The 23,773-nt window shown below is 65.3% G+C and carries 27 protein-coding genes and 1 tRNA gene; 20 read left to right on the top strand and 8 right to left on the bottom strand.

Annotated features, from left to right (window positions below; translation table 11 throughout):
- Window positions 1-14: 14 nt before the first annotated feature.
- The gene (locus tag J0J06_RS08020) at window positions 15-548 is read left to right on the top strand and encodes a superoxide dismutase family protein (protein ID WP_294040766.1); all 534 of its coding nucleotides are present in this window, start codon (window positions 15-17) and stop codon (window positions 546-548) included.
- On the opposite strand, the gene thpR is transcribed toward J0J06_RS08020, so the two are convergent.
- Window positions 545-1,087, bottom strand: a complete 543-nt coding sequence (thpR, locus tag J0J06_RS08015) for an RNA 2',3'-cyclic phosphodiesterase (RefSeq protein WP_294040874.1) — start codon at window positions 1,085-1,087, stop codon at window positions 545-547. The genes J0J06_RS08020 and thpR overlap by 4 nt on opposite strands.
- Window positions 1,088-1,207: 120 nt before the next feature.
- Between thpR and J0J06_RS08010 the strand changes: the two genes are divergently transcribed.
- From J0J06_RS08010 to J0J06_RS08000, 3 genes are all read left to right on the top strand, one after another.
- Window positions 1,208-1,951, top strand: coding sequence for a Bax inhibitor-1/YccA family protein (locus J0J06_RS08010; protein ID WP_294040765.1), 744 nt, complete (start codon window positions 1,208-1,210; stop codon window positions 1,949-1,951).
- 141 nt (window positions 1,952-2,092) lie between these two features.
- Window positions 2,093-2,359: a hypothetical protein gene (locus tag J0J06_RS08005; protein ID WP_294040764.1), complete on the top strand. Its 267-nt coding sequence runs from the start codon at window positions 2,093-2,095 to the stop codon at window positions 2,357-2,359.
- 212 nt (window positions 2,360-2,571) lie between these two features.
- Entirely contained in the window at window positions 2,572-3,126 is a 555-nt protein-coding gene (locus tag J0J06_RS08000) for a hypothetical protein (protein WP_294040763.1), read from the top strand.
- Window positions 3,127-3,542: 416 nt separating this feature from the next.
- Here J0J06_RS08000 and J0J06_RS07995 read toward each other — a convergent pair whose 3' ends face one another.
- Window positions 3,543-4,304 (bottom strand): NUDIX domain-containing protein, encoded by a 762-nt coding sequence (locus J0J06_RS07995; RefSeq protein ID WP_294040762.1) that lies wholly within the window; start codon window positions 4,302-4,304, stop codon window positions 3,543-3,545.
- A 103-nt stretch (window positions 4,305-4,407) separates the two neighbouring features.
- Window positions 4,408-5,859, bottom strand: coding sequence for a S41 family peptidase (locus tag J0J06_RS07990; protein WP_294040761.1), 1,452 nt, complete (start codon window positions 5,857-5,859; stop codon window positions 4,408-4,410).
- A gap of 167 nt (window positions 5,860-6,026) precedes the next feature.
- Between J0J06_RS07990 and dinB the strand changes: the two genes are divergently transcribed.
- A complete protein-coding gene (gene dinB / locus J0J06_RS07985) occupies window positions 6,027-7,103 on the top strand; it encodes a DNA polymerase IV (RefSeq protein WP_294040760.1) in 1,077 nt (358 codons plus the stop codon).
- Here dinB and J0J06_RS07980 read toward each other — a convergent pair.
- On the bottom strand, window positions 7,100-8,329 hold the full coding sequence (locus tag J0J06_RS07980) for an FAD-dependent oxidoreductase (protein ID WP_294040759.1): 1,230 nt from the start codon (window positions 8,327-8,329) through the stop codon (window positions 7,100-7,102). The genes dinB and J0J06_RS07980 overlap by 4 nt on opposite strands.
- Window positions 8,330-8,419: 90 nt before the next feature.
- Here J0J06_RS07980 and yghU point away from each other — a divergent pair, with 90 nt between their 5' ends.
- Window positions 8,420-9,289 (top strand): glutathione-dependent disulfide-bond oxidoreductase, encoded by an 870-nt coding sequence (gene yghU / locus J0J06_RS07975; protein WP_294040758.1) that lies wholly within the window; start codon window positions 8,420-8,422, stop codon window positions 9,287-9,289.
- A gap of 20 nt (window positions 9,290-9,309) precedes the next feature.
- Here the strand turns inward: yghU and J0J06_RS07970 are convergent.
- A tRNA-Ala gene (locus tag J0J06_RS07970) sits at window positions 9,310-9,385 on the bottom strand.
- 252 nt (window positions 9,386-9,637) lie between these two features.
- On the opposite strand from J0J06_RS07970, the gene J0J06_RS07965 reads away from it, so the two are divergent.
- Window positions 9,638-10,570: a DUF2171 domain-containing protein gene (locus J0J06_RS07965; protein ID WP_294040757.1), complete on the top strand. Its 933-nt coding sequence runs from the start codon at window positions 9,638-9,640 to the stop codon at window positions 10,568-10,570.
- A gap of 54 nt (window positions 10,571-10,624) precedes the next feature.
- On the opposite strand, the gene J0J06_RS07960 is transcribed toward J0J06_RS07965, so the two are convergent.
- Window positions 10,625-11,404: a M15 family metallopeptidase gene (locus J0J06_RS07960; RefSeq protein WP_294040756.1), complete on the bottom strand. Its 780-nt coding sequence runs from the start codon at window positions 11,402-11,404 to the stop codon at window positions 10,625-10,627.
- Between the two features lie 67 nt (window positions 11,405-11,471).
- Here J0J06_RS07960 and J0J06_RS07955 point away from each other — a divergent pair, with 67 nt between their 5' ends.
- The 4 genes from J0J06_RS07955 (at window position 11,472) to J0J06_RS07940 (ending at window position 14,192) form a co-directional block, all read left to right on the top strand.
- Entirely contained in the window at window positions 11,472-12,122 is a 651-nt protein-coding gene (locus J0J06_RS07955) for an RluA family pseudouridine synthase (RefSeq protein WP_294040755.1), read from the top strand.
- 8 nt (window positions 12,123-12,130) lie between these two features.
- Window positions 12,131-12,556, top strand: coding sequence for an alternative ribosome rescue aminoacyl-tRNA hydrolase ArfB (gene arfB, locus J0J06_RS07950; RefSeq protein WP_294040754.1), 426 nt, complete (start codon window positions 12,131-12,133; stop codon window positions 12,554-12,556).
- Window positions 12,557-12,664: 108 nt separating this feature from the next.
- A complete protein-coding gene (locus J0J06_RS07945; protein WP_294040753.1) occupies window positions 12,665-13,150 on the top strand; it encodes a GAF domain-containing protein in 486 nt (161 codons plus the stop codon).
- A 232-nt stretch (window positions 13,151-13,382) separates the two neighbouring features.
- On the top strand, window positions 13,383-14,192 hold the full coding sequence (locus tag J0J06_RS07940) for an RcnB family protein (protein ID WP_294040752.1): 810 nt from the start codon (window positions 13,383-13,385) through the stop codon (window positions 14,190-14,192).
- Between the two features lie 95 nt (window positions 14,193-14,287).
- Here the strand turns inward: J0J06_RS07940 and J0J06_RS07935 are convergent, their stop codons facing one another.
- Window positions 14,288-14,743 (bottom strand): universal stress protein, encoded by a 456-nt coding sequence (locus J0J06_RS07935; RefSeq protein ID WP_294040751.1) that lies wholly within the window; start codon window positions 14,741-14,743, stop codon window positions 14,288-14,290.
- A 143-nt stretch (window positions 14,744-14,886) separates the two neighbouring features.
- Here J0J06_RS07935 and J0J06_RS07930 point away from each other — a divergent pair, with 143 nt between their 5' ends.
- The 6 genes from J0J06_RS07930 to J0J06_RS07905 are packed head-to-tail and all read left to right on the top strand — an operon-like array spanning window position 14,887 to window position 19,781.
- Window positions 14,887-16,170 (top strand): pyruvate dehydrogenase complex dihydrolipoamide acetyltransferase, encoded by a 1,284-nt coding sequence (locus tag J0J06_RS07930; RefSeq protein WP_294040750.1) that lies wholly within the window; start codon window positions 14,887-14,889, stop codon window positions 16,168-16,170.
- 36 nt (window positions 16,171-16,206) lie between these two features.
- A complete protein-coding gene (locus J0J06_RS07925; protein ID WP_294040749.1) occupies window positions 16,207-16,395 on the top strand; it encodes a hypothetical protein in 189 nt (62 codons plus the stop codon).
- Complete coding sequence (locus J0J06_RS07920) at window positions 16,388-16,783, top strand: acyl-CoA thioesterase (RefSeq protein WP_294040748.1); 396 nt, start codon at window positions 16,388-16,390, stop codon at window positions 16,781-16,783. The genes J0J06_RS07925 and J0J06_RS07920 overlap by 8 nt, the downstream gene beginning before the upstream one ends.
- Complete coding sequence (locus J0J06_RS07915; RefSeq protein ID WP_294040747.1) at window positions 16,780-17,145, top strand: hotdog domain-containing protein; 366 nt, start codon at window positions 16,780-16,782, stop codon at window positions 17,143-17,145. The genes J0J06_RS07920 and J0J06_RS07915 overlap by 4 nt, the downstream gene beginning before the upstream one ends.
- Window positions 17,146-17,193: 48 nt before the next feature.
- On the top strand, window positions 17,194-18,588 hold the full coding sequence (gene lpdA, locus J0J06_RS07910; RefSeq protein ID WP_294040746.1) for a dihydrolipoyl dehydrogenase: 1,395 nt from the start codon (window positions 17,194-17,196) through the stop codon (window positions 18,586-18,588).
- A 29-nt stretch (window positions 18,589-18,617) separates the two neighbouring features.
- Window positions 18,618-19,781 (top strand): PDZ domain-containing protein, encoded by a 1,164-nt coding sequence (locus J0J06_RS07905; protein WP_294040745.1) that lies wholly within the window; start codon window positions 18,618-18,620, stop codon window positions 19,779-19,781.
- A gap of 72 nt (window positions 19,782-19,853) precedes the next feature.
- Here J0J06_RS07905 and J0J06_RS07900 read toward each other — a convergent pair whose 3' ends face one another.
- Window positions 19,854-20,279 carry a polymer-forming cytoskeletal protein gene (locus J0J06_RS07900; RefSeq protein WP_294040744.1) on the bottom strand — a complete coding sequence of 142 codons (426 nt, stop codon included), beginning with the start codon at window positions 20,277-20,279 and terminating at the stop codon, window positions 19,854-19,856.
- A gap of 361 nt (window positions 20,280-20,640) precedes the next feature.
- Between J0J06_RS07900 and rpsL the strand changes: the two genes are divergently transcribed.
- The 3 genes from rpsL to fusA all read left to right on the top strand — a co-directional run bounded on the left by rpsL (window position 20,641) and on the right by fusA (window position 23,707).
- Window positions 20,641-21,012, top strand: a complete 372-nt coding sequence (rpsL, locus tag J0J06_RS07895; RefSeq protein WP_022691828.1) for a 30S ribosomal protein S12 — start codon at window positions 20,641-20,643, stop codon at window positions 21,010-21,012.
- 29 nt (window positions 21,013-21,041) lie between these two features.
- Entirely contained in the window at window positions 21,042-21,512 is a 471-nt protein-coding gene (gene rpsG / locus J0J06_RS07890) for a 30S ribosomal protein S7 (protein WP_146570115.1), read from the top strand.
- Between the two features lie 101 nt (window positions 21,513-21,613).
- Window positions 21,614-23,707, top strand: a complete 2,094-nt coding sequence (gene fusA / locus J0J06_RS07885; RefSeq protein WP_294040743.1) for an elongation factor G — start codon at window positions 21,614-21,616, stop codon at window positions 23,705-23,707.
- Window positions 23,708-23,773: the final 66 nt, after the last annotated feature.

The raw sequence follows: 23,773 nt of genomic DNA, 5'->3' as shown, positions 1-23,773 counted from the left end.
TATCGGAGGACGGCATGCGGATCATCGGTATGACAGTGGCGGCTGCGGCGGTTATTGCGCTGGCGGGTTGCGACGAAAAGCCGAAGGTCGGCGCGCCGATCGCGGGCGGGCGAGTCGCCGTGGCGATGCTGCGTACGCCGGCGGGCAAGGAAGTCGGCCGCGCGACGGTACGAGAGGTTGCTGGCGGGCTGCGCGTGACGGTCGACGCGCGCTTCCTGCCGCCTGGGATGCACGGCGCGCACCTGCATACCGTCGGCCGCTGCGACGCACCCGATTTCGCCAGCGCCGGGCCGCACTGGAACCCGACCAACATGAAGCACGGGACGATGAACCCGCAGGGGCCGCACGGCGGCGACTTGCCCAACCTGTCGATCGGCGCGGACGGGCGCGGGACGCTGGGGATCAACTTGCCCGGGGCGAGCTTTGACGCGTTGCTCGACGCCGACGGCGCGGCGATGGTGATCCACGCCGACGTAGATGATATGATGACCGACCCATCCGGAAATAGCGGTGCTCGCATCGCGTGCGGCGTGCTGGTCGCGGGTTAGGCGAGCGGATAGCGCGCGACCGGTGCGTAGCTTGCGCCATCGCGGCCGAGATGGCTTTCGTACAGAATCAGCGCGTCGAACGTGAACGGATCACTCGTCAGTGCAGAGTGGCGCGCCCGCCATTGCTCGATCGCCGGATCGCCGCCGGCCGATCGGGGCAGACGGGCGAGCGTGATGTGCGGCAGATAGGCGCGGCGTTCAGGCTCCAGTCCGATCCGCACCAGCGCCTGGTCGACCTTCTTGTGAAGTGCGGTCAGCGCATCGTGCGGCTTAACGCCCGCCCATAGCGCATCGACTCGGCCCTGCTTGTCGAATGCGCCGACGCCCGCGAGGGCGACGGTGGGCGCCGGTACATGGACTTGGCCGAGAGCTATCGCGACATCCTCCGCCACCGGCCGCTCGACCTCGCCGATATAGCGCACAGTGAGGTGGAACTGATCGCCGTACTGCCACCGCGCGTGCCGCACGCCGCCTTGCGTGCCTGCTAGCAAGGCGCGGATCGCGGATGGCGGACGGAGCGCTACGAACAGGCGGTGCATCATCACCTCTTAACCGATTATGTCGGAATGTTGCTCGCGTCGTGTTTTGCTTGAACTCGTCTCGTGGAACTACGATATTATCGGCGAACGGCCATCGGGGCCGTCACAAGGAGTTTTTCGATGGCCAATTGGTCTGATCCCCGTCCCGGTCTCGCGCCCGTCGGCGCCGCGACCGACGCGCGAGGCGTCGCGTATGACGCGGGGCTTCGCGCCTATATGCTTTCGGTCTATAACTACATGGCCTCGGCGGTGCTGCTCACCGGTATCGTCGCGATGGGCGTGTTCTATTCCGGCGCCTATACCGCGCTGATCTCAGAGACGGGTTTGTCGCCGCTCGGCTGGATCGTGACGCTGGCGCCGCTCGGCATCGTGTTTGCGATGAGCTTCGGCCAGAACCGCATGTCGACCGGCACGCTTCAGATACTGTTCTGGGCCTATGCGACCCTGCTCGGTGCGTCGTTCTCGACGCTGTTCCTCGCTTATACCAACTCGTCGATCGCGGGCGCGTTCTTCGCGACGGCGGCGGGCTTCGCCGGGCTGAGCCTTTATGGCTACACGACGCAGCGCAACCTGAGCGCGATGGGCAGTTTCCTGATCGTGGGCCTCATCGGCCTGATCGTGGCGATGCTGGTCAACGTGTTCCTGCAGTCGGGTCCGCTGTCGCTGATCATCAGCGTGATCGGCGTGCTGATCTTCGCCGGCCTCACGGCCTATGACACCCAGCGTACCAAGAGCATCTACTCCTATGTTGCCGGGACCGAGGCCGAGGGACGCGCCACGATCATGTCGGCGCTGAACCTGTATCTCGACTTTATCAATATGTTCCTGTTCGTCCTCCGCCTGTTCGGCAGCAGCCGCAACTAGTCCCGGCGATCACGGCAACACGAGGAGCCCGGCGGAGAAACCGCCGGGCCTTTTGTTGCTTGATCAGGGTTAGCGAGAAAAGCTGGAACACGATTTCCCGGCGGACGTTTTCGCATCCGAAACGTTTACGAGGAGAGCATCATGAGCGACCATTCCCTCTCGGGCAGCGACGCCGGCAAGGAAAGCGTCGCGCAGGCTCCGGCGCAGGACGCGGGCCAGGACAAGTCGATCGAAAAGCGACTGAAGAAGAACCCCGAAAACCCGGACGCGCAACTCGACCGCGGGCTCGACGAGTCGATGGACGCCTCCGACCCACCCTCTGCCACGCGCCCCGGCGACAACGGCGAGCCTCCGAAATCGTCGGGGTTCGATGAGGCGGCGGAGGCCGAACGGCAGCAGGACGCATAGTCAGGCAGCGCTGCGCCTGGCTATGCCGATGTTGCCGAAATCCCTCACCTCTTAACCGATCCGCATTCAGGACTCGCTTCGTCGCAATCCGTGTTGCGTCGCAGCACGATCCATGATTCCTTCCTGAACGCGGGGCGACTGATGCGTTAAGCAATGCGTTAACCATATCGGCGCATCATCTCTCTCGCATTGGTAGCGGGTGGGGTGTTCGAATGAGTGCCAGCAAGAGACCGGCCGACGGCGCGATGACATTGGCCGAGATGAAGGAATTTGCGGGATTCGCCGCATCGACTCAGCGTTATATCCGGCGCAGCCTAGATGTCGGACTGGAACGTGAGGACGCAATGCTGCGCTGGTCGCGCGACGCGGTCGAAGCCGCGAGCATCCGCGCCCAGGCCCGGATTTACGACCGGCTGGAGGAAATCCGCCAGATGGTGCCCGACGACAGCGGCCTCGACGCGATCGAGATGTTTGTGGCGCCTCTGATCACCGTGACCGCGTTCGACCTAGGGCAGGGACGGCTGACGTCGTTCTCGGCCTATCGCTTCCTCTACGAGCGGCTGATCGGCGCGGAGGCCCGTCCGTGGCTGCCCGGCGCGTTTTGCGCGGCGGCGGCGCTGCCGCACTTGCACCCCGAACTGCGCCGCAAACTGCTCCAGTCGATCAGCGAAGCCGCGGCGACCGCGTCCGGCTGGTCGAACCGCCAGCCGAGCTTCTTCCCTGCCTGGGTGGAAAAGGTCGACAACGGGGCGGCGTTGTCGAACTGAGCTATGTGAGGCCTTGGAGCTGATCGCCAGGGATCAGGGCTGATACCAAGCCGACCCGCCGGGGGTTCTTAGACATTGCCTGGCCTTCTGGAGTCGCGTCCCCGCAGCGGCATCCATCTCGCGTGTGGGATCGCGCGCCAGTTCTCGCCCGGATCGCGCTTTGAGGTCTCTATCGACGTCACGGCTAGAGATGCCTAACGCCTCGCCGGCTTGGCTAGCGCGCGAACGCAAAACCGCCAGTCGATTGCTATCGCCCGGGAGCATGAATCTAGGATCGGATTGCTGATCGACAAATTGATGCCAAGCTATCTCGTTCGCGTAGCAATCGACGCTTGCATCATAGGTGACGCGTGCGGGGGACGAGCAGGCAGACACAATGGCCGCTGCGATCGCCCCGCACCGAGATCTCCAGGGTCTCATCCCCGCAACGCCCCCGTCAGCTTTTCGCTCGTCACCGGATAGCCGAGGTCGTCGGGGATGCAGAGGTGGGGGACGCCGTCGCGTTCCTCGGTGAACGGGGTGATCGTGCGCGGCGGATAGGCCAGCGCTTCCGCGACGGCGTGGTCGTAATCCGCATATTGCGCGAGCCGTTCGAGGTTGCGGCGGGTCGGGAAGATCACCTTCGCGCGGCCCGCGTCGCAATCGGCGAGCACTTGCGCGGCGCTCGCCCAGAGCAAGCGGACGTTTTCGGTATCGTCGACCTCCGGCTCGGGCGCGCCATCGGGCCAGCGGGCGAGATAGAAGCGCGTGTCGAAAATCCGCATGTGCGCGTGCGCGGGGAGCCAGCGCGCGAACCAGGTGAGGGCGTCGAGGTCGATGGTCAGGCCGTGCGTGTCGAGCAATACGGCGAAGCCCGCCCCGCCGTGCAGCCCGGCGCGGATCGCGGCCAGCGTTGTAGCATCAGGCATCGGCGTCAGGCCGACGGGCACGCCCGCTTCCTCGATCGTCTCGCGGATCGCGGCGATGCGCGCGGGCGCATCCTCCGCATCGCCGCCCAGCCGCGCCGCCAGTGCATGGTCGCCGGGATCGACCCGGCCGCCCGGAAACACCAGCATGCCGCCCGCGAACGCCATCGCCTTGGCGCGCTCGACCATCAGCAGGTCGGGCGGCGCCCCCGCGCGGTCGCGGATCAGGACGAGCGTCGCGGCGGGGATGGCGGGTTGCGGAGTGTCGGACATGGCGGCGCAATATCAAAAGCGTCATCCCGGCGCACGCCGGGATCTCAGGCGGCGATGCAATGCGGTGAGAGACCCCAGCGTGCGCTGGGGTGACGCCCGACTGCTAGAACAATCCGGGCGTCTCGCGTTGTGCGGTGCTGGCGTCGGCGGGGACGATCAGTTCGCGCGGCTTGGCCTTGATCGCCAGTGTGCCGATCCCCCCGCTCGCGCCGATCCGCGTGCAGCTCTTGCCCTGCAGGAAGTCGAGCGCCGAGCGAGTCGAGGCTTCGCGCGGGTCGCCCATCGGATAGGCCAGGTCGTCGCCCGCCTGGCAACTCGCCTCCATCTTCGACGCGAGGCCGTCATAATAATCGCCGTCGCGATCCGCGTTCTTGAGCGAGAAGGCGACCACGCGCAGCCGGTCGTCGCAGGTCGACTTGTCGACCGCGATCTGGCCGACCGGCTTGCCATAGGTGTTGGTGCCGATCAGCGCCGCATTGCTGCGCAGATACGGGCGCATCGCGTTGATCACGAGTTCGCTCGCCGACGCGGTGCCGCCGCTGCCGATGAAGGCGATGCGGGTCGGCGCGATCGATTGCGGCTGATTCTTGAAATAGCGCGTCGAATTGCTGGTCTGCTTTTCGGTGCGGTACATCGTCCAGTCGAACGTATCGGATGCGTCGCGGTTGCCACCCATCAAATCGCCCATCAGTTCGGCGATCGACACCAGCCCGCCGCCGTTATAGCGCAGGTCGACGATGATGTCGGTGACACCCGCCGCGCGGAACTGCGCGAAGGCGTCGCGCAACGCCGGGTCGGCGGTCGAGATGAAGGTGCGCAGGTTGACATAGCCGTATTGCTTGCCGCCCTCGGTAATGATCTTCGCTCCGTAGCGGTTCGACACCGGGGTCATCGAATAATCGGTCTTGGTGAGTGTGACCGTGCTGACGACGCCGCCCGTCGAGACGCGAAGCACGCGGCTGGTCCCCGCCGTCGTCGGGCCGAGCGCGTCGGTGACGCCCTGCGCGCCGTTCGCGGCGATCAAGTCGCCGACGTTCTGCAGATTGTCGGGCGTGGTGCCGACCGCCAGGATTTCGGTGCCGCGGTCGATCCCGGCGGCGAGCGCGGGCGCGCCTTCGAAGCTTTCCGCCACGAACACCCGGCCCGCGGTCTCGTACGACAGGCGCACGCCGAACCCGGCATTCGCGCCGGTGCCGTAGTAGGAATCCTCGCTCTTGATCGAGGTGAGGTAGGTGAAGTTGCGATCCTTGCGCTGGCCGCGCGCGGTGGCAGTGAGAGCATCGACATAGGCCTGGACGGTCGAATAGCCCGAAGGATCGAGGCTGGCGGGCAGCGTGTCGGGGAACAGATACCATTCCTTCAACTGCGCGAAGGCCCAGTCCTGCCGCTCGCGAAGCGAACAACCGGCGATCTCGATATTGGCATTGCCGTTGGCGTCGGCTGCTGGTGTGCTGCCGCTCGAACTCGTCGGCGCGACCACGGCGATGCCCGACCCGGTGGTGGAACCGCCGCCGCCACAACCGGCCAGCATGGACAGAGCTGCGATGGTGCTCATCGCGCGTCCGAACCGGGTTACTCGCATCACTGCCTCACTTTACGCGGCCTTTGGGGGGATTCGTTGCCGCGCGCTTAACCAACAGCAAAGCGGTCGAATTGGGGCAATAGCGTTAACTTCGATAGTGTTTCCGTTAACTTCGATTGTGTTGCGGGGCGGCAACGGCCATGCTTTTCGGCGTGTCCCGCAAGATCATCCACGTCGACATGGATGCCTTTTTCGCGTCGGTCGAACAGCGCGACGACCCTGGGTTGCGCGGGCGGCCGGTGGCGGTGGGATCGGCGAGCGGGCGCGGCGTAGTCGCGGCGGCGAGCTATGAAGCGCGCAAGTTCGGCGTGCGATCCGCGATGCCCTCCGTGGTGGCGCTCAGACGTTGCCCCGACCTGGTGTTCGTGCCGCACCGGTTCGACGTCTATCGTCATGTCTCCCGCCAGATTCGTGAGATATTCCACGACTACACTCCCCTGGTCGAACCACTGTCGCTCGATGAAGCGTATCTGGATGTCACGAACAATCTCAAGGGTTTGCCGTCGGCAACTGCCACAGCGAGCGAGATACGGACGCGGATTCTGGAGGCGACGCGGCTGACCGCGTCGGCGGGGATTTCGTACAACAAGTTCCTCGCGAAACTGGCGTCCGACCAGAACAAGCCCGATGGCCAGTTCGTCATCCCGCCGGGACAGGGGGCGGATTTCGTTGCGGGTCTGCCGGTCGGGCGGTTTCACGGCATCGGGCCAAAGACAGCGGAAAAACTCAATCGGCTTGGGATCGTGACGGGTGCAGACCTCCGCGCGCGTGATTTCTCCTTCCTCACCAGCCATTTCGGCAAGTCTGGCGCGTGGTATCACAGGATCGCGCGGGGTGAGGACGACCGCGAGGTGACGCCCGACCGCCCGCGCAAATCGTCCGGGTCGGAGACAACCTTCGCGCATGATCTTACGACACCGGATGAGGTTCTGGCGGCGGTGCGGCGAATGGCGGACCAAGTGTGGGATTGGGTGGAGCGCACGCGGACCAGCGGCAAGACGGTGGTCGTGAAGGCGCGCTATGCCGATTTCCGCATCGTCACGCGCAGCAAGACGCTGGGCGGTACGGTCGCGAGCAGGGCGGACCTGATCGCGGTGGCGGAGCGACTGATCGCCACCCTGTTTCCTCTGCGCGCGGGCATCCGGCTGGTCGGCGTGACGCTGGCATCGATGGTGCCACTCGACGAAGCCGATCAACTGGCGCTGCCGGTCGACTAGCCGAACCGATACGGATCGAAGCACGCGGCGTCGGGGTCGGGCGTGCCCGCCAATTCCCCAGCTATGATCTCGGTCGCCAGCGCCGCGAACGACACGCCGTTGCCGCCGAACGCGCTTGCCAGCCACAACCCGTCGTGATTCGCCGCGCGCCCAATCGCGGGGAGACCGTCTGGCGAGCCGCCGAACGACGCCGCCCAGGCGCAATCGATCGCGATGTCTGGCACATCGATCATCGTGGCGAGCTTCGCGGCGATCGTTCCGCTTTTGGGCCCGATCAACGCGTCGCGGGCGTCGGCATCGGCGAAATCCTCGTCCTCGCCTCCGGCGATGATCCGCCCGTCAGCGGTGGCGCGGGTGTAGAGATAGGGGGAGGCCGCTTCCCATATCATCGCATTGCCGCCCCATAGCGGCGCGGTGCCGGGCGCGGTGGCGATCGCGTAGCTCGACCCTATCGTGAAGGCGGGCGGCAGGAACAGACGAGCGCACTCGTACCCCGAGGCGAGTACGACATGGTCGGCCCTCACCGTGCGGCCATCGTCCAGGACCAACGTCGTGCCGTCGAGCGCGACGACATCGCATGGGAAATACGCCCTCGCGCCGCGCGATCGGGCGCGCGACAGCAATTCCAGGGTTAGCCGTACCGGATCGACTTCGTAACAGCCGTCGGACAGCAACGCGGCGCGCGGCGCGATGTCGAACCGCCGGGCGACCGTTTCGGCATCGAGGAAGGTCGAGGGAAGTCCGTGCGCCCGCCGCATTTCGCCCTCCACGTGCAAGCCCTCCTGTTCGAGCAGCGTGCCCGCAAGATACAGTTCGGGCCGATCGATGCGCGCGCAATCGATTCCGGTCGCGTCGATGTGTGAGGCGAGATTGCGCATCGCGGTTTGGACGCGGCACCAGCGCCGTGCCGCTTCGCTCTCGCCGATTTGCTTCGCCAGGTGTGTCAGCGGCACGTCGGGCGCCCACATCACGAGCGCGGTCGATGCGGCGGTTGCGCCATGCGCGGGCGACCGGCGGTCGAGCAGCAAGACCTCGCGCCCGTCGCGGGTCAGTCGCTCCGCAAGCATTGCGCCGACGACGCCCGCGCCTACGATCGCGATCTCGACCCTGTCGGGCAATGGATCCGGCACGGGCGGGTTGGTTTGATCGGCGGTCCAGCACGGCTGCCCGCCGCGCAGGTTGCGATGCTCGGTAAGACCGATGTGTTGCGAAGATGATGAAGTCACTCACGTTAAATTTGCGAGCGCGCAACTCGTTCCGCTTACCGAACGGCCGGGGCGTTACTATCTCCCGGGCGAGCGATCGAGGAGACCCGCATGACCGACTATACGCCGCCCAAGGTCTGGACCTGGAACAAGGAGAATGGCGGGGCCTTCGCCAATATCAATCGCCCGATCGCTGGCGCGACCCACGACAAGGAATTGCCGGTCGGCAAGCATCCGCTGCAACTCTACTCGCTCGCCACGCCCAACGGGGTGAAGGTGACGGTAATGCTCGAGGAACTGCTCGCGCTCGGCCACGCAGGGGCGGAGTACGACGCCTGGTTGATCCGCATCAACCAGGGGGACCAGTTCGGCAGCGGCTTCGTCGCGGCCAATCCGAATTCGAAGATTCCGGCCCTGGTCGATCACAGCAGCGACACGCCGGTGCGGGTGTTCGAATCGGGTGCGATCCTGATCTATCTCGCGGAGAAATTCGGCGCGTTCCTGCCGCCCGATTATCCGGCGCGCGCCGAAGTGCTGTCATGGCTGATGTGGCAGATGGGCTCTGCGCCGTTCCTGGGCGGCGGGTTCGGCCATTTCTATGCCTACGCCCCGACCAAGATCGAATATGCGATCGATCGCTATGCGATGGAGGTGAAGCGCCAGTTGGACGTGCTCGACCGGCGGCTGGCCGAGAGCGAATATCTCGGCGGGCCGGACTACACGATCGCCGACATCGCGGCCGCGCCTTGGTATGGCGCGGTAGTCAAGGGGCTGGCGTATGGCGACGCCGCCGAATTCCTGTCGGCGCACGAATACAAGAACGTCATCCGCTGGACCGACCAGATCTTTGCCCGACCCGCCGTGCAGCGCGGACGCATGGTCAACAAGGTGATGGGCGAGCCAGAAACCCAGTTGTGGGAACGCCACGACGCCAGCGATTTCGAGACCAAGACTCAGGATAAGCTGGCCCCGGCAACATGACGATTATCGGCCAGGGAGGTTGGTGGAGCTGAGGGGAATCGAACCCCTGACCTCTGCAGTGCGATTGCAGCGCTCTCCCATCTGAGCTACAGCCCCGCTCCACCCCCGAAGGCGGCTTTGGCCGTCGGGAGCGGTGGCCTCTAACGACCATTTCCGGCCTTTGCAACACGCGCTTCGCCGCGCTTCTGCCCCATCTCACGCCGCGCCGCCGCGGAGAGTAGCTAACCTGCGTCAAGTTGCGACGAATTGGCGGAACTAGGCCCGATTCCTCGCCGTTTCTGGTTTGGGCGGACGCGGTCTTCCCCTTGGCCGCGCCGCCTTCCCAACCAGGAGATAGGAGCCGTTTCGATGGGCTATGAACGTTATCCGCGCGGACGATCACAAGACGATTGGCGTGGCAGCCGTTTCAATCGCGATGACGAAGAGGCAGCAGCGCGCGATTACGGCGCCGGCAGCAACCCCGGCTATGGTCGCGACGATCATGGCGAGCGGGGCTATTACAGCCGCAACCGTTCGCAGGAATTCGCGGACCGCGGCGGCCAATACGGCGATGACTATCGCCGAGGCGCCACCGAGCCCGGGTATAACGATTACAATTCGATCTCGTACGGGTCGAGCTATGGCGGTAACCGCGAATATGGCCGCGACCGGAGCTATGGTGGTTTCAGTGGCGGCGGGTATGGCGGCAACCGCACGTATGGTCGTGAACCTCAGGGCTACGACTATCGAAACCGCGGTTTCTTCGATCGCGCGGGCGATGAAGTCCGTTCGTGGTTCGGCGACGACGAGGCGGAACGCCGCCGCGAGCTTGACGCGCAATATTCGCGAGATCGCGATTACGACACGTGGCGATCGGGCCAGATCGCCGCGTTGGACCGCGACTATGACGAATATCGCCGCGAGAATCAGCAGAGGTTCTCCAACGAGTTCGGATCGTGGCGTACCGAACGACAGGGCCAGCGGACGTCGTTGAGCCGCGTCACGGAACATATGGATGTGGTCGGATCCGACGGTGAACATATCGGCACCGTGGATAAAGTACGCGGCGACCGCATCATCCTTACCAAGAGCGATCCCGACGCTGGCGGGCGGCACCATTCGATTCCCTCGCGATGGATCCAAAGCGTCGATGACAAGGTGACCGTGCGCAAAACCGCCGAAGAAGCCAAGGCTCATTGGCGCGACGAGGAGCGTGGCGCGTTTTTCGGTGACGGCAACACCGATCGTGATCAGGATGCTCAGGGTCGCATCCTTAACCGCAGCTTCTCGGGCACCTACTGAGGAGCTTTACCCGTTTGCGGGGCAGGGCCCGGGCCAGTCGGCTCGGGCCCTTTTCTATTTCGGCCAGGCTGGCGTGGGGCCGGGTGTTGGCACCGGCGAGGGCGCAATCGCCTTCTGCCACTCGGGCGGCAGAGTCACGTCGCGGACGGCAGGTTGCGCGGGAAAGCGTGTACGAGCAGTCGTGAACAGCGCGCGCGCCGCGGACGCACCTGGCGCGGTCGCGCTGGTGCCGACCCAGCGCCAGTGCCACGGTTCCCACGTCACGCCCTGTGCATTGCCCGCCGGGAAGGACAATTCGAAGCCGAATTCCGGCGCATGCTGCAAGAGCCATTTTCCCGGCGGCGTGCGCGCGATGCAGTCACTGACGTCGCCGCACCCCTTGGTCAGCGGGCGGATGGCGAAGTCGAGCGCATAGCCGGTGGCGTGCTCGCTATACCCCGGCGGGCCGGAGGATTTGGCGCGCTCCGCGGCATTGGCGCAGCGTTTCTTGGGGCCGATCTGGCTGCAGAAGATCTGGCGCTGACGCTCGATCGTACGGAAGCAGGAAATTCCGCGCAGCTTGCCCTTTACGGCTGGCTGGAGATCGGCGGCGGCGAGCAACTGCACCATCGCGGCGGCGGCATCCCTGTGCATGACGCACGGCCTACCGACTCCGAAATCGCCGGGGATCGTGACGAGATCGGCTGGGTTTGCCTCGGCATAGGGCAAGTGGCCGAGCATTCGGCCATCGGCCATCGGCTCGACGGTCTGACCGGGGCAAAGCGTGACCGGGGTGAGCGCCATCGCGACAGTTGGCAGCACCATCAACACCCACGCCAGCCACCGCACTCGCATCCACACGCTCCCGACAAAGCGCGACGGTCACTGGCATAGCGGCGCGCGGAGTGGCAAGGGGTGGGTCATGCTTGCGGACAAAGTGTTGTTTCTCGACGGCGAAGCGCTGGTCATCGACAAGCCTGCGGGCTTGCCGGTCGATCGCCCGCGCAACGGCGCGATCAGCCTGGAGAACCATCTCGACAGCCTGACCTTTGGCTTCAAGCGCTGGCCGATGGCGGTGCATCGGCTCGATCAGGACACGTCGGGGTGCCTGCTGCTGTCGCGCAATCCGAAGGCGCATGCGCGGTTCCAGCAAGCGTTCGAGCAGAATCTGGTGAAGAAGCGCTATATCGCGGTGCTCGAAGGCGTGGTCGAAGGGGAAGGGGTGATCGACTTGCCGCTCGCCAAGGTATCGTCGCGCGAGAAAGGCTGGCGGATGACCGGCGACCCCAAGGGCAAGGCGGCGCGGACGGCGTGGAAGTCGCTGCGCGTGCAGGACGGGCGTACGCTCGTCGAGTTCCGGCCCGAGACCGGGCGGACGCACCAGATCCGCGTCCACGCGATCGAGGGGCTGGGCGCGGCGGTGGTCGGCGACCCCGTATATGGCAAGGCTGGCCCGCTGGGGATGCTGCTCCACGCGGCCGAATTGGTCGTACCGCGCGAAGGCAAAGACGAAATCGCCGCGACCGCGCCGTTGCCGGACCGGTTCGCGAAGGCCGGCTTCGGGGACTCATAGGGCGACCCATGCCGCGGATTCCCGTCACACGCTCGATCAGTATCGATAGTGAGGAGTTGGAGGAAAGCTTCACGCGATCGGGCGGGGCCGGCGGTCAGCACGTCAATACGACCGACAGCGCGGTGATCCTGCGCTTCGACGTCGCCGCATCGATCAATCTGCCGGAGGCGGTGAAGGTGAGGCTAGCGCTGCTGGCCGGATCACGGATGACGAACGAGGGCGTGCTGGTTCTGCGTAGCGAAGGCGCACGGTCGCAGTTGCTCAACCGTCAGGAAGTGCGCGACCGGCTGCTCGACTTGATTCGCGAAGCGACGATCGTGCCGAAGAAGCGTCGCCCGACCAAGCCGAGCAAGGCTGCCAAGGCGCGGCGCGTGGACGAGAAGAAGGGGCGGAGTTCGGTGAAGGCGGGGCGGGGGAAGGTGCGGCTCGACTGAGGCCGTCCGTTATGCCGGACTAGTTGCGGCATCCACCGCGCCTCACATATGGCGTCGGCCGCTGCACGATGGATCCTGAAGCAAGTTCAGGATGACGGAAGGAAATGAATGTACGCCTTTGAAGTCGCCACCGATTCCAAACCCGCTCTCTATCGCGACGTGCTGTCGGCGATCGACGCGATCACCGCGGACGAGCCGGATGCTGTCGCCAACATGGCCAACGCGGCGGCGATCCTGTGGGAGTATCTGCCCGACCTCAATTGGGCGGGCTTCTATCGCAATGTAAGCGATGAACTCGTGCTTGGCCCGTTCATGGGCAAGGCGGCGTGCATTCGTATCCCGATCGGGAAGGGTGTGTGCGGCGCGGCGGCCGCGACGCGCGAGGCTCAAGTGGTGGAGGACGTCCACGCCTTTCCCGGCCACATCGCCTGCGACGCGGCCAGCCGGTCGGAACTAGTCGTGCCGATCATCGACGGTGAGCGCGTCATCGCAGTGATCGATCTCGATAGTCCGAAACCCGCGCGGTTCGACGTCGAGGACGCCGCGGGAATCGAAGCGATCGCCAAAATCCTAAGCAAAAGGGTTAAGGGCTGAATCCTGATCCAGATCGGGACGTGATTCGATCCGCCCCGAAACTGGCGGAAAACTGCGACTTTTGGTAACACTGCCCATGAAGAACCGAGCAGTCGTGGTTAACGGCCAGCGCGGGAAACAGGGAGTGTTAACCATGCGAAGCCTCGTGATTGCTGCGGTTGTGGCCACAATGGCATTCAGCGGAACTGCCGCCGAAGCGCAGCGACTCGGGCCCCAGGGCGGCCAGCGAACGATGCCGATGCCCAACCCCGTGCCTGTGCCGCCGCAGGGGCAGCCGATGCCGCGGCCCAATCCCGGCGGCTGGACCGGCGGACAGTGGCGGGGCGGCAATCGCGGGCAGTGGAACGGCCGCAGCCGCTGGGGCGGTCGCATCGGTGGCTACTGGTGGGCAGGGGTGCAGGCGCCCGGCGGCTGGAACGGCTATGTGCGGCTCAAGCGCGGCAAGCGGCTGCCCGGCTATTGGCTCTCGCCCTACTACGTCATCAACGACTGGCAGGCGTTCGGCCTGGGCGCGCCGCCCGCGGGTTATCGCTGGAGCCGCTATTACAATGATGCCGTGCTGATCGACGGCAACGGCGTCGTTTACGATACGATCGGCAGCGTCGATTGGGACCGGTATCAGGGCGGCTACGCCTATGATGAGGATTATGCCGGCGCCGGCGGTTATGGTGCCTATCCGCCCCCGCCGCCGGGCGGACCTGGCCCCGCCTATGGCGCGCCTTATCCCGCGCCTGGCTATGGCGGTTCGTCATCGTCGACCACGACCTACACCTACACGACCGGCGGGGTTTATGGCGGCGGGTATCCGGCCGGCCCGATGCCGCGCATCGCCTATGGCGAGAGCTATTACGTGTCGCCGGGTTCGGTGGTGACGGTGACGATGCCGGGCGCGGTTACGACCACGACGACCGTCACCGAATATATCGAGGAACGCACCTACGTCGCGCCGAAGCGGGTGTATCGCAAGATCGTCAAGCGCACGTGGAAGCCCCGGCCCAAGCCGCGCTGCACCTGCGCCCCGGCCCCGATCCGCGGCAGCTAAGCCTTCTCCCTTGAAGGGGGGAACCGCCCGTCGCCTCTCCCTTGGCGGCGGGCGGTTTGCTGTCGGGGCGGGCCGAGGCAATAGTATAGCGGAATTCAGCTCAGTCGATCGATCGCCTCGCGGTCCAGGCTGCCCGGCACGATCATCAGCGGCACGCTCAGCTTGCCGGCATCGGCGCCCGCGAAGTGAGCGATCAAAGGGCCGGGCGCACCGCTTGCCGCCGCCGCCAGCACCAGAGCGGCGATGTCGGGATTGTTGTCGATCATCTCCAGAATGATCTTCGGGCCGTCGCCTTCCCGGACGGTGATGCCGGGCTTCAGCCCCGATTCCTCGAACAGCGTGCCCGCCGCGCCCGCGACCAGCGCCTCGGCATGTTGGCGCGCTTCTTCCTCGATCGTTGCCTGGACGCCGCCGAAGGCGATGAATTCCTGTGGCGGCATCAGCGCCAGGATTTCCACGCCGCCGCCGGTCTTGACCGCGCGCCGCGCCGCGAAACGCAGCGCCACTTCGGCCTCCGGTGTATCGTCGATTACGACCAGATAGATGCGCATCGCGTTGGACCCTCTCGCTCAGGCGATACGTGGGACGGAACCGGCCCCTGCGCAAGCGTCCCGGTCTTGACCCGAACCGGTCGCGGCGCGAAAGCGGTCGCCAACAGTCCGCCTCCCCGGGACGATCGCCAAAAGGACGAAGGATGCCGATCGAGATCAAGATGCCTGCGCTGTCCCCGACGATGGAGGAAGGGACGCTGGCCAAGTGGCTGGTCAAGGCGGGCGACACGGTCAAGTCGGGCGATCTGATGGCCGAGATCGAGACCGACAAGGCGACGATGGAGTTCGAGGCGGTCGACGAGGGCGTAATCGCCGAGATCGTCGTGCCCGAGGGCACCGACAACGTGAAGGTCGGCGCGGTGATCGCTATCCTGGCGGGCGAGGGCGAGGACGCTTCCGCCGCGAAGGCCGCGCCTGCGCCGAAGAAGGAAGAATCCAAGACCGAAGCGCCGAAGGAAGAGGCAAAACAGGCTCCTCCGCCTGCGCCTGCTCAAGTCCCGGCTTCAGCATCCGCGGCGTCGGGCGACCGCGTGAAGGCCTCGCCGCTCGCGCGCCGTCTTGCCGCCGAAAAGGGCGTCGAGATTTCGGCGCTGAGCGGATCGGGTCCCAACGGCCGGATCGTCAAGGCCGACGTCGAGGGTGCCAAGCCCGGTGCCGCGCCGGCCCAGGCCGGCACGACGTCGGTGGGCCAGGCTCCGGCTCCGGTCACCCCCACGAAGCCCGCGGCGATCCCGGACATCCCGCACGAAGCCACCAAGCTGTCGAACGTGCGCAAGACGATCGCGCGCCGCTTGACCGAATCGAAGCAAACGGTTCCGCACATCTACCTGACGGTGGACATCCGGCTCGACGCGCTGCTCAAGCTGCGCGGTGACCTCAACAAGAGCCTTGAGGCGCGCGGCGTGAAGCTGTCGGTCAACGACCTGATCATCAAGGCGCTGGCGGTCAGCCTGATCCAGGTGCCGAAGTGCAACGTGATGTTTACGCCCGACCAGCTCATTTCGTTCAGCCGCGCCGATATTTCGGTCGCGGTGTCGACGCCGTCGGGCCTGATCACGCCGATCATCGCCGACGCCAACAACAAGGGTGTCGCGGCGATCTCGACCGAGATGAAAGACTTGGCGGCACGCGCACGTGACAACAAGCTAGCGCCGCATGAATATCAGGGCGGCACAGCGTCACTGTCGAACATGGGCATGTTCGGGATCAAGCAGTTCGAGGCGGTCATCAACCCGCCGCAGGGCATGATCATGGCGATCGGCGCGGGCGAGAAGCGGCCGTACGTCATCGATGATGCGCTGGCCGTCGCGACGATCATGTCGGCGACCGGCAGCTTCGATCACCGGGCGATCGACGGGGCCGACGGCGCCGAGTTGATGCAGGCGTTCAAGGCGCTGATCGAAAACCCGCTGGGCATGCTGGCCTGAGCGATGTCTTGGCGGACGATCGCTGAATTCTGCTACATGCTTGCCAGCGCCGGGGTGACGTATCTGATCACCTGGGGTTCGGCGTGGAGCTATCCGCAGGGTGCGCACACGATCTGGCCGATCGGCTGGGCGTCGATCGCGATCGTCTTGGCGCTGGGGTTCAAGCCGTTCTGGGATTCGTGGCGGATCGACAAGTTGAGCGCCGTGCAGCGCCGCGATGACTGACGCTCCGCCGAACCGCGAGCCGTCGATCCGCGTGACGGCGATGCCCGCCGACGCCAATGCGTATGGCGACATTTTCGGCGGCTGGCTGATGAGCCTGATGGATTCCGCCGCGGGCTTGATCGCGGCGCGCCACTCGCATGGCCGCGCGGTCACGATCGCGATGGACGGGATGCAGTTCCACGCGCCGGTGCATATAGGGGACGAGGTGTCGGTCTATGCCGAACTCGTGAAGGTCGGCCGCACCTCGATGACGATCGATGTCCAGACCTGGGCTCGGGATCGCCACCGCGACGATCCGCGCAAGGTGACGCAGGCGCGCTTCACGTTTGTCGCGATCGACGAGGACCGCAAGCCGCGCCCTGTGACCGAGGACGCGGCGGCGGAATGAGCGACGCGCCGCCCGCCGGTCCGCCAGACCGCATGCCCGAAATCCGCGTGACGGTAATGGCGGCCGACGCCAATCCCTATGGCACCGCATTCGTCGGCTGGCTGTTCGGCCAGATGGCGCTGGCTGGGGGGAGCCTCGCGTCACGGCTGACCGGCAAGCGCGCGCCGGTGGTCGCCGCCGATGACTTCAAATTCACCGCGCCGGCGGCGATCGGCGATGAACTGTCGGTCTGGGCCGAGGTGGCGCGCCAGGGCAATACCTCGATGACCGTCGCGACCCAGGCGTGGAAGCGCGACCGGCACGGCGAGGCGGTCGCCAAGGTCGCCGAGGGCAATTTCGTGTTCGTGGGGATGGAGCGGTGAGCGAGCGTCCCCATATTTCCGTTCGAATCCAGCAAGGACACCTCTCCAGTGGCTGACACTTACGACCTCATCGTTCTCGGCTCCGGGCCCGGCGGCTATGTCGCGGCGATCCGGGCGGCGCAGCTCGGGCTGAAGACCGCGATCGTCGAGCGCGAACTGCTCGGCGGGATCTGCCTCAACTGGGGGTGCATTCCCACGAAGGCGCTGCTGCGCTCGGCGGAAATCTATCATTTCATGCAGCACGCCAAGGATTACGGGCTGGTCGCGGAGAAGATCTCGGCCGATCTCGACGCGGTGGTGAAGCGGTCGCGCGGGGTCGCCAAGCAGCTCAATCAGGGCGTCACGCACCTGATGAAGAAGAACAAGATCGCGGTGCACATGGGCACCGGCAAGCTGCTCGGTGGCGGCAAGCTCGAAGTGACCGGCGACAAGGGCAAGGACGTCCTGACCGCGAAGAACATCATCCTCGCGACCGGCGCGCGGGCGCGCGACCTTCCGGGCACGCCCGCCGACGGCAAGCGCATCTGGACCTATCGCCATGCGATGGTGCCGCCGGAAATGCCGACCAAGCTGCTGGTGATCGGATCGGGCGCGATCGGAATCGAGTTTGCGAGCTTCTACCGCGACATGGGCGCGGAAGTGACGGTGGTCGAGATGCTCGACCGGATCGTGCCCGTCGAGGATGTCGATGTCTCCGCGCACCTCGAAAAGGCGCTGAAGAAGCAGGGCATGACGATCATGACCAAGGCCGGGGTCGACAAGCTCGAGGTCGGCGCGTCGGGCGTGAAGGCGACGATCAAGGACAAGGACGGCAAGGCGACCACGACCGAATTCAGCCACGTCATCGTCGCGATCGGCATCGTGCCCAATACCGAGAATATCGGGCTGGAGGCGCTTGGGATCGAAACCGACCGCGGGTTCCTGAAGACCGGTCCCGACTGTCAGACCAACGTGAAGGGCGTCTATGCGATCGGCGACATCACCGCGCCGCCTTGGCTGGCGCACAAGGCGAGCCATGAGGGCGTGATCGCGGCCGAGGCGATCGCGGGCCTGCATCCGCACGCGATGGACCCGCGCAACATTCCCGGCTGCACTTACTGCCACCCGCAGATCGCGAGCGTGGGCCTGACCGAGGCGAAGGCGAAGGAAGCGGGTTACGAGCTCAAGGTCGGCACCTTCCCGTTCATCGGCAATGGCAAGGCGATCGCGCTGGGGGAACCGGAGGGCTTCGTGAAGACGATCTTCGACGCCAGGACGGGCGAGTTGCTCGGCGCGCACATGATCGGCGCCGAAGTGACCGAGATGATCCAGGGCTATGTCGTCGGCAAGACGCTGGAGACGACCGAGGCCGAACTGATGGAAACCGTTTTCCCGCACCCGACGATCAGCGAGACGATGCACGAAAGCGTGCTCGCGGCCTATGGGCGGGTGATTCACATTTAGTGGGGAATGACGCCAGGGGAGGGTTCGTCGTGCTCAAATATCTGATGCTCGCGCCGATACTGCTGTTGGTCGGCGCGGCGCCGGCGGACAAATTCAGCGCCGATGATTATGCGTCGGACGCACGGGCCCTCGAAGGGCTGATCCGCGACAATTACGCGTACATGGACGACCTGCCGGGCGGCGTGGTGCCGTCCTCGCCGCAACTCAATGCCGAGCGCGACGCGGTGCGCGACCGCGATTCGCTGCTCCATTATGCCGAGGACATGATCGCGGCGCTGGCCGATCATCATGCGCTGACCGGCGCGTCATTCAAGGACGATTGGGCGATCGTGCCCAGTTATGCCGATATCTGGGTCGTCAAGAAGGGCGACACGTACATCGTCGACGCGGTCAAGGACGGCAGCATCGCGGCGCGGGCCGGCGTGCGCGCGGGCGAGCGGCTGGTGAAAGCCGACGGGCAGCCGATCGACGTCGCGGTCGCTGCATTTTGGTCGCGGATGGGGCTGCGGCCGGTCGGCGAGCGCGCGCCCTACGCCGCGCGCGTCATCGCGGCGGGGCGGCGGGATCGTGCGCGTGTGCTGACCTTCGCCGGGCCCGCCGGCGAGCGCACGCTGACGATGGACAGCCTCTACAAAGACCAGCCCGATCGTCCCGCGCTGACAGTGACGAGCGCGAAGGGCGTGACGACGATCCGCTTCAACAATTCGATCGGCGACCTCGATACGATCAAGGCGTTCGACGCGGCGATGGCCAAGGTGCCGGCGAAGGCGCCGGTGATGATCGACGTGAGCGACGTTCCCTCCGGCGGCACGACCGCGATCGCGCGGGCGGTGATGGGCTGGTTCGTCACCAGGCCGATGCCGTATCAGATGCACCAATTGCCGTCCGAAGAACGCGAGACCGGGATCAAGCGGCAATGGGTCGAATATGTCCTGCCGCGCCGCGGCAAATATCATCCCGGCCCGGTCAGCGTGCGCGCGGGGCGCTGGACGGGGAGCATGGGCGAGGGGCTGGCGGTCGGCTTCGCGGCGCTGGGCAAGCCGGTGTGCGGCGGGCGGATGGCGGAGCTGAAGGGCGGGGTCTATGACTTCGACCTGCCCAGGACCGGTCTGCGGGTTAAGTTTCCGGCCGAACGGATCTACACCGTTTCCGGGGCGGCGCGCGAAAAGGTGGCGCTGCCGCCCTGCCGTTGAGCGGTAGGGTGTGGGGCCGAGCGCCGTCTGCGCCAGATTTGGAGGTCGCCTAGGCAGCCGCGGCCGCGGTAGTCAGGCGGCTTGGCCGCTTGCGGTATCGACAACCTTGAGTTCAGTCGGCCTGGCGGTGGTGTGCTTCATGCGGCCGTCGATCTGCGCGCCGTTTTCGAGCGATACGCTTTCATATTCGACGTCGCCGGTGATCCGGGCGCCCGACTCGACGATTAGCTGGCGGATCGCGACCGATCCTTCGATCGTGCCGCCGATACGCGCTGTTTCGGCGCGGACCTGGCCGTTCACCACGGCGTCGGGGCCGAGCACCAGGTTGCCACAGTTCAGGTCGCCCTGGATCCGACCCTCGATATGCAGGTCGGCAGTCGCCTGCACGTTGCCAGTTATCAGAACGTCGGGTCCGATGACCGAAAAGCCGCCGGGAGCGGCGCGCTTGGCCGCGGGATGGGTAGAAGGCGTGGTTGCGCCGGCACGCTTGTTGAACATGGAAGGCCCCCAGTTGCGGTTCCCCGATTCGCGCGCGATCCTATCAGTGAGAGACGCCGGGCCGAAAATGACGCGGGGAGTTTAGCGGCAGACCGTTGTCATTGGCTGGCGAGGCGAGGGCGCGCGGCGCCTAAGAGCCTGTCGCCCACGGCCCACACCCCCGTTGACCGTTTCCGACTACCGTTCTATAGGCGCGCCCGCTCGACAGGCACTTTCGTCTGCCGGGTAGAGCTGAACGCTGCCGGAAGACGTGGGTCATGGGACGTGCCGAGAGGCGCCCAACGACCCTTTTCGTTTTTTCCAAAGGCTCCCGGCAAAGTAACCGCCCGGTTTTCGGGTAACGCAAAAGGTGAAGGGCTTCATGCCAACGATCAACCAGCTGGTCCGCAAGGGCCGCGACCCGCAGAAGGCCAAGTCGAAGGTCCCTGCGATGGAGCAGAACCCGCAGAAGCGCGGCGTCTGCACCCGTGTCTATACGACGACCCCGAAGAAGCCGAACTCGGCTCTGCGCAAGGTGGCGAAGGTTCGCCTGACCAACCAGCGCGAAGTCATCAGCTACATCCCCGGCGAGGGACACAACCTTCAGGAGCACTCGGTGGTCCTGATCCGTGGCGGCCGTGTGCGCGACCTTCCCGGTGTGCGCTACCACGTGCTGCGCGGCGTGCTCGACACGCAGGGTGTCAAGGATCGCAAGCAGAGCCGTTCGAAGTACGGCGCGAAGCGTCCGAAGTAAGCTACTCGGTTTTAGAAGGAATATAGAGCATGGCTCGTCGTCGTCGTCCCGAGAAGCGGGAAATCCTGCCTGATCCCAAGTTTGGTGATGAGGTTCTGTCGAAATTCATGAACAGCGTCATGCTGGACGGCAAGAAGTCGGTCGCGGAAGGCATCGTCTATTCGGCGATGGAAACCGTCGAGACTCGCGCCAAGAAGGATCCGCTCGGCGTGTTCCATGATGCGCTGAACAACATCAAGCCGGGCATCGAAGTCCGTTCGCGCCGCGTCGGCGGTGCGACGTACCAGGTTCCGGTCGAAGTGCGCCCGGAGCGCGCCCAGGCGCTGGCGATTCGCTGGCTGATCTCCGCCGCACGTGCGCGCAGCGAGAACACCATGTCGGCGCGTCTGTCGGGCGAACTGCTCGATGCGTCGAACAATCGCGGTAACGCGGTGAAGAAGCGCGAAGACACGCACCGCATGGCGGAAGCGAACCGCGCGTTCTCGCACTACCGCTGGTAATCGCTCGACCGTCCTCGTGGCGGTCTAGCATCGGTAATAAAATTACCTACATACGGGAGGTCGGATTGTCCGGCCTCCCACATCGCTAAGGAAAGCACGTCATGGCCCGCAGCCATCCGCTCGAACGCTATCGCAATATCGGCATCATGGCTCACATCGATGCCGGCAAGACGACGACGACCGAGCGCATCCTGTATTACACCGGCAAGTCCTACAAGATCGGCGAAGTGCATGAAGGCACCGCTACGATGGACTGGATGGAGCAGGAGCAGGAGCGCGGGATCACGATCACGTCGGCGGCTACTACTTGCAAGTGGAAGGCCGAGGACGGCAAGGGCGAAGAGCACCTGATCAACATCATCGACACGCCGGGCCACGTCGACTTCACGATCGAAGTCGAGCGTTCGCTGCGCGTGCTCGACGGCGCTGTCGCGTGCTTTGACGGCGTCGCGGGCGTCGAGCCGCAATCCGAGACGGTGTGGCGTCAGGCGGACAAGTACAAGGTTCCGCGGATGTGCTTCGTCAACAAGCTCGATCGCACCGGGGCCGATTTCTATTACTGCGTCGATTCGATCGTCGAGCGGCTCGGCGCCAAGCCGGCGGTGCTGTATCTCCCGATCGGCATTGAGGGCGGGTTCAAGGGTCTGGTCGACCTGGTGGAGAACCGTGCGATCATCTGGCTCGAAGAGTCGCTGGGCGCGAAGTTCGAATATCAGGACATCCCGGATGACCTGAAGGAAAAGGCTGCCGACTATCGCAACCAACTGATCGAACTCGCCGTCGAGCAGGACGATGACGCGATGGAAGCGTATCTGGAGGGCAACGAGCCCGACAGCGCGACCCTCAAGAAGCTGATCCGCAAGGGCACGCTCAACATGTCGTTCGTGCCGGTGGTTTGCGGCTCGGCGTTCAAGAACAAGGGTGTGCAGCCCCTGCTCGACGCCGTGGTCGATTACCTGCCGAGCCCGCTAGACGTCCCGGCGATCAACGGTGTGAAGCTCGACGGCACGACGCCGGACGAGCGTCCGTCGTCGGACGACGCGCCGTTCTCGGCGCTGGCGTTCAAGATCATGAACGACCCGTTCGTCGGTTCGCTGACCTTCGCGCGCATCTATTCGGGTGTCCTCGTCAAGGGCGGCTACCTGAACTCGGTGAAGGACAAGAAGGAAAAGATCGGCCGTATGCTCCTCATGCATGCGAACTCGCGTGAGGACATCGAGGAAGCGCGCGCCGGCGACATCGTCGCGATCGCGGGTCTCAAGGAGACCACGACCGGCGATACACTCTGCGATCCGGCACACCCGATCATCCTCGAGCGGATGGAGTTCCCGGAACCCGTCATCGAGCTGTCGGTGGAGCCGAAGACCAAGGCCGACCAGGAAAAGATGGGCATCGCGCTCAACCGCCTGGCCGCCGAGGACCCCTCGTTCCGAGTGTCGACCGATCACGAATCGGGCCAGACCATCATCAAGGGGATGGGCGAACTCCACCTCGAGATCCTGGTCGATCGCATGAAGCGCGAGTTCAAGGTCGAGGCGAACGTCGGCGCGCCGCAGGTGGCGTATCGCGAATACCTCAAGAAGCCGGTCGAGCTGACCTACACCCACAAGAAGCAGTCGGGCGGCTCGGGCCAGTTCGGCGAAGTGAAGGTGCAGCTGAAGCCGGGCGAGCGCGGTTCGGGCTTCCAGTTCTTCGACGAGATCAAGGGCGGCAACATCCCCCGCGAGTACATCCCGGCGGTGGAGAAGGGCTTCCGTGAGACCGCCGAGACCGGATCGCTGATCGGCTTCCCGATCATCGACTTCGAAGTGCACCTGATCGACGGCAAGTATCACGACGTCGACTCGTCGGCGCTCGCGTTCGAAATCTGTGCCCGCGGCGCGATGCGCGAAGGTGCGCAGAAGGCCGGGATCACGTTGCTCGAGCCGGTCATGAAGGTCGAGGTCGTCACTCCGGAAGACTATCTGGGCGACGTCATCGGCGACATGAACAGCCGTCGCGGCCAGATTCAGGGCACCGACAGCCGCGGCAACGCGCAGACCGTCGAGGCGATGGTGCCGCTGGCCAACATGTTCGGCTACGTGAACTCGCTGCGGTCGTTCACGCAGGGGCGCGCGAGCTACTCGATGCAGTTCTCGCACTATGACGAAGTGCCGCAGAACGTCGCTGACGAGGTCAAGGCGAAGATGGCCTGAGGCGCTTCGGCGCGCAGGGCTGGCATTAGTTAAAAACTCTCGCTATGGGGCCGCCTTCGCGGTGGT

Source organism: Sphingomonas sp., assembly GCF_017304615.1.
Taxonomy (GTDB): domain Bacteria; phylum Pseudomonadota; class Alphaproteobacteria; order Sphingomonadales; family Sphingomonadaceae; genus Sphingomonas.
The sequence above is the reverse complement of the archived record's forward strand: the minus strand, read 5'-3'. Positions and strand labels throughout refer to the sequence as shown.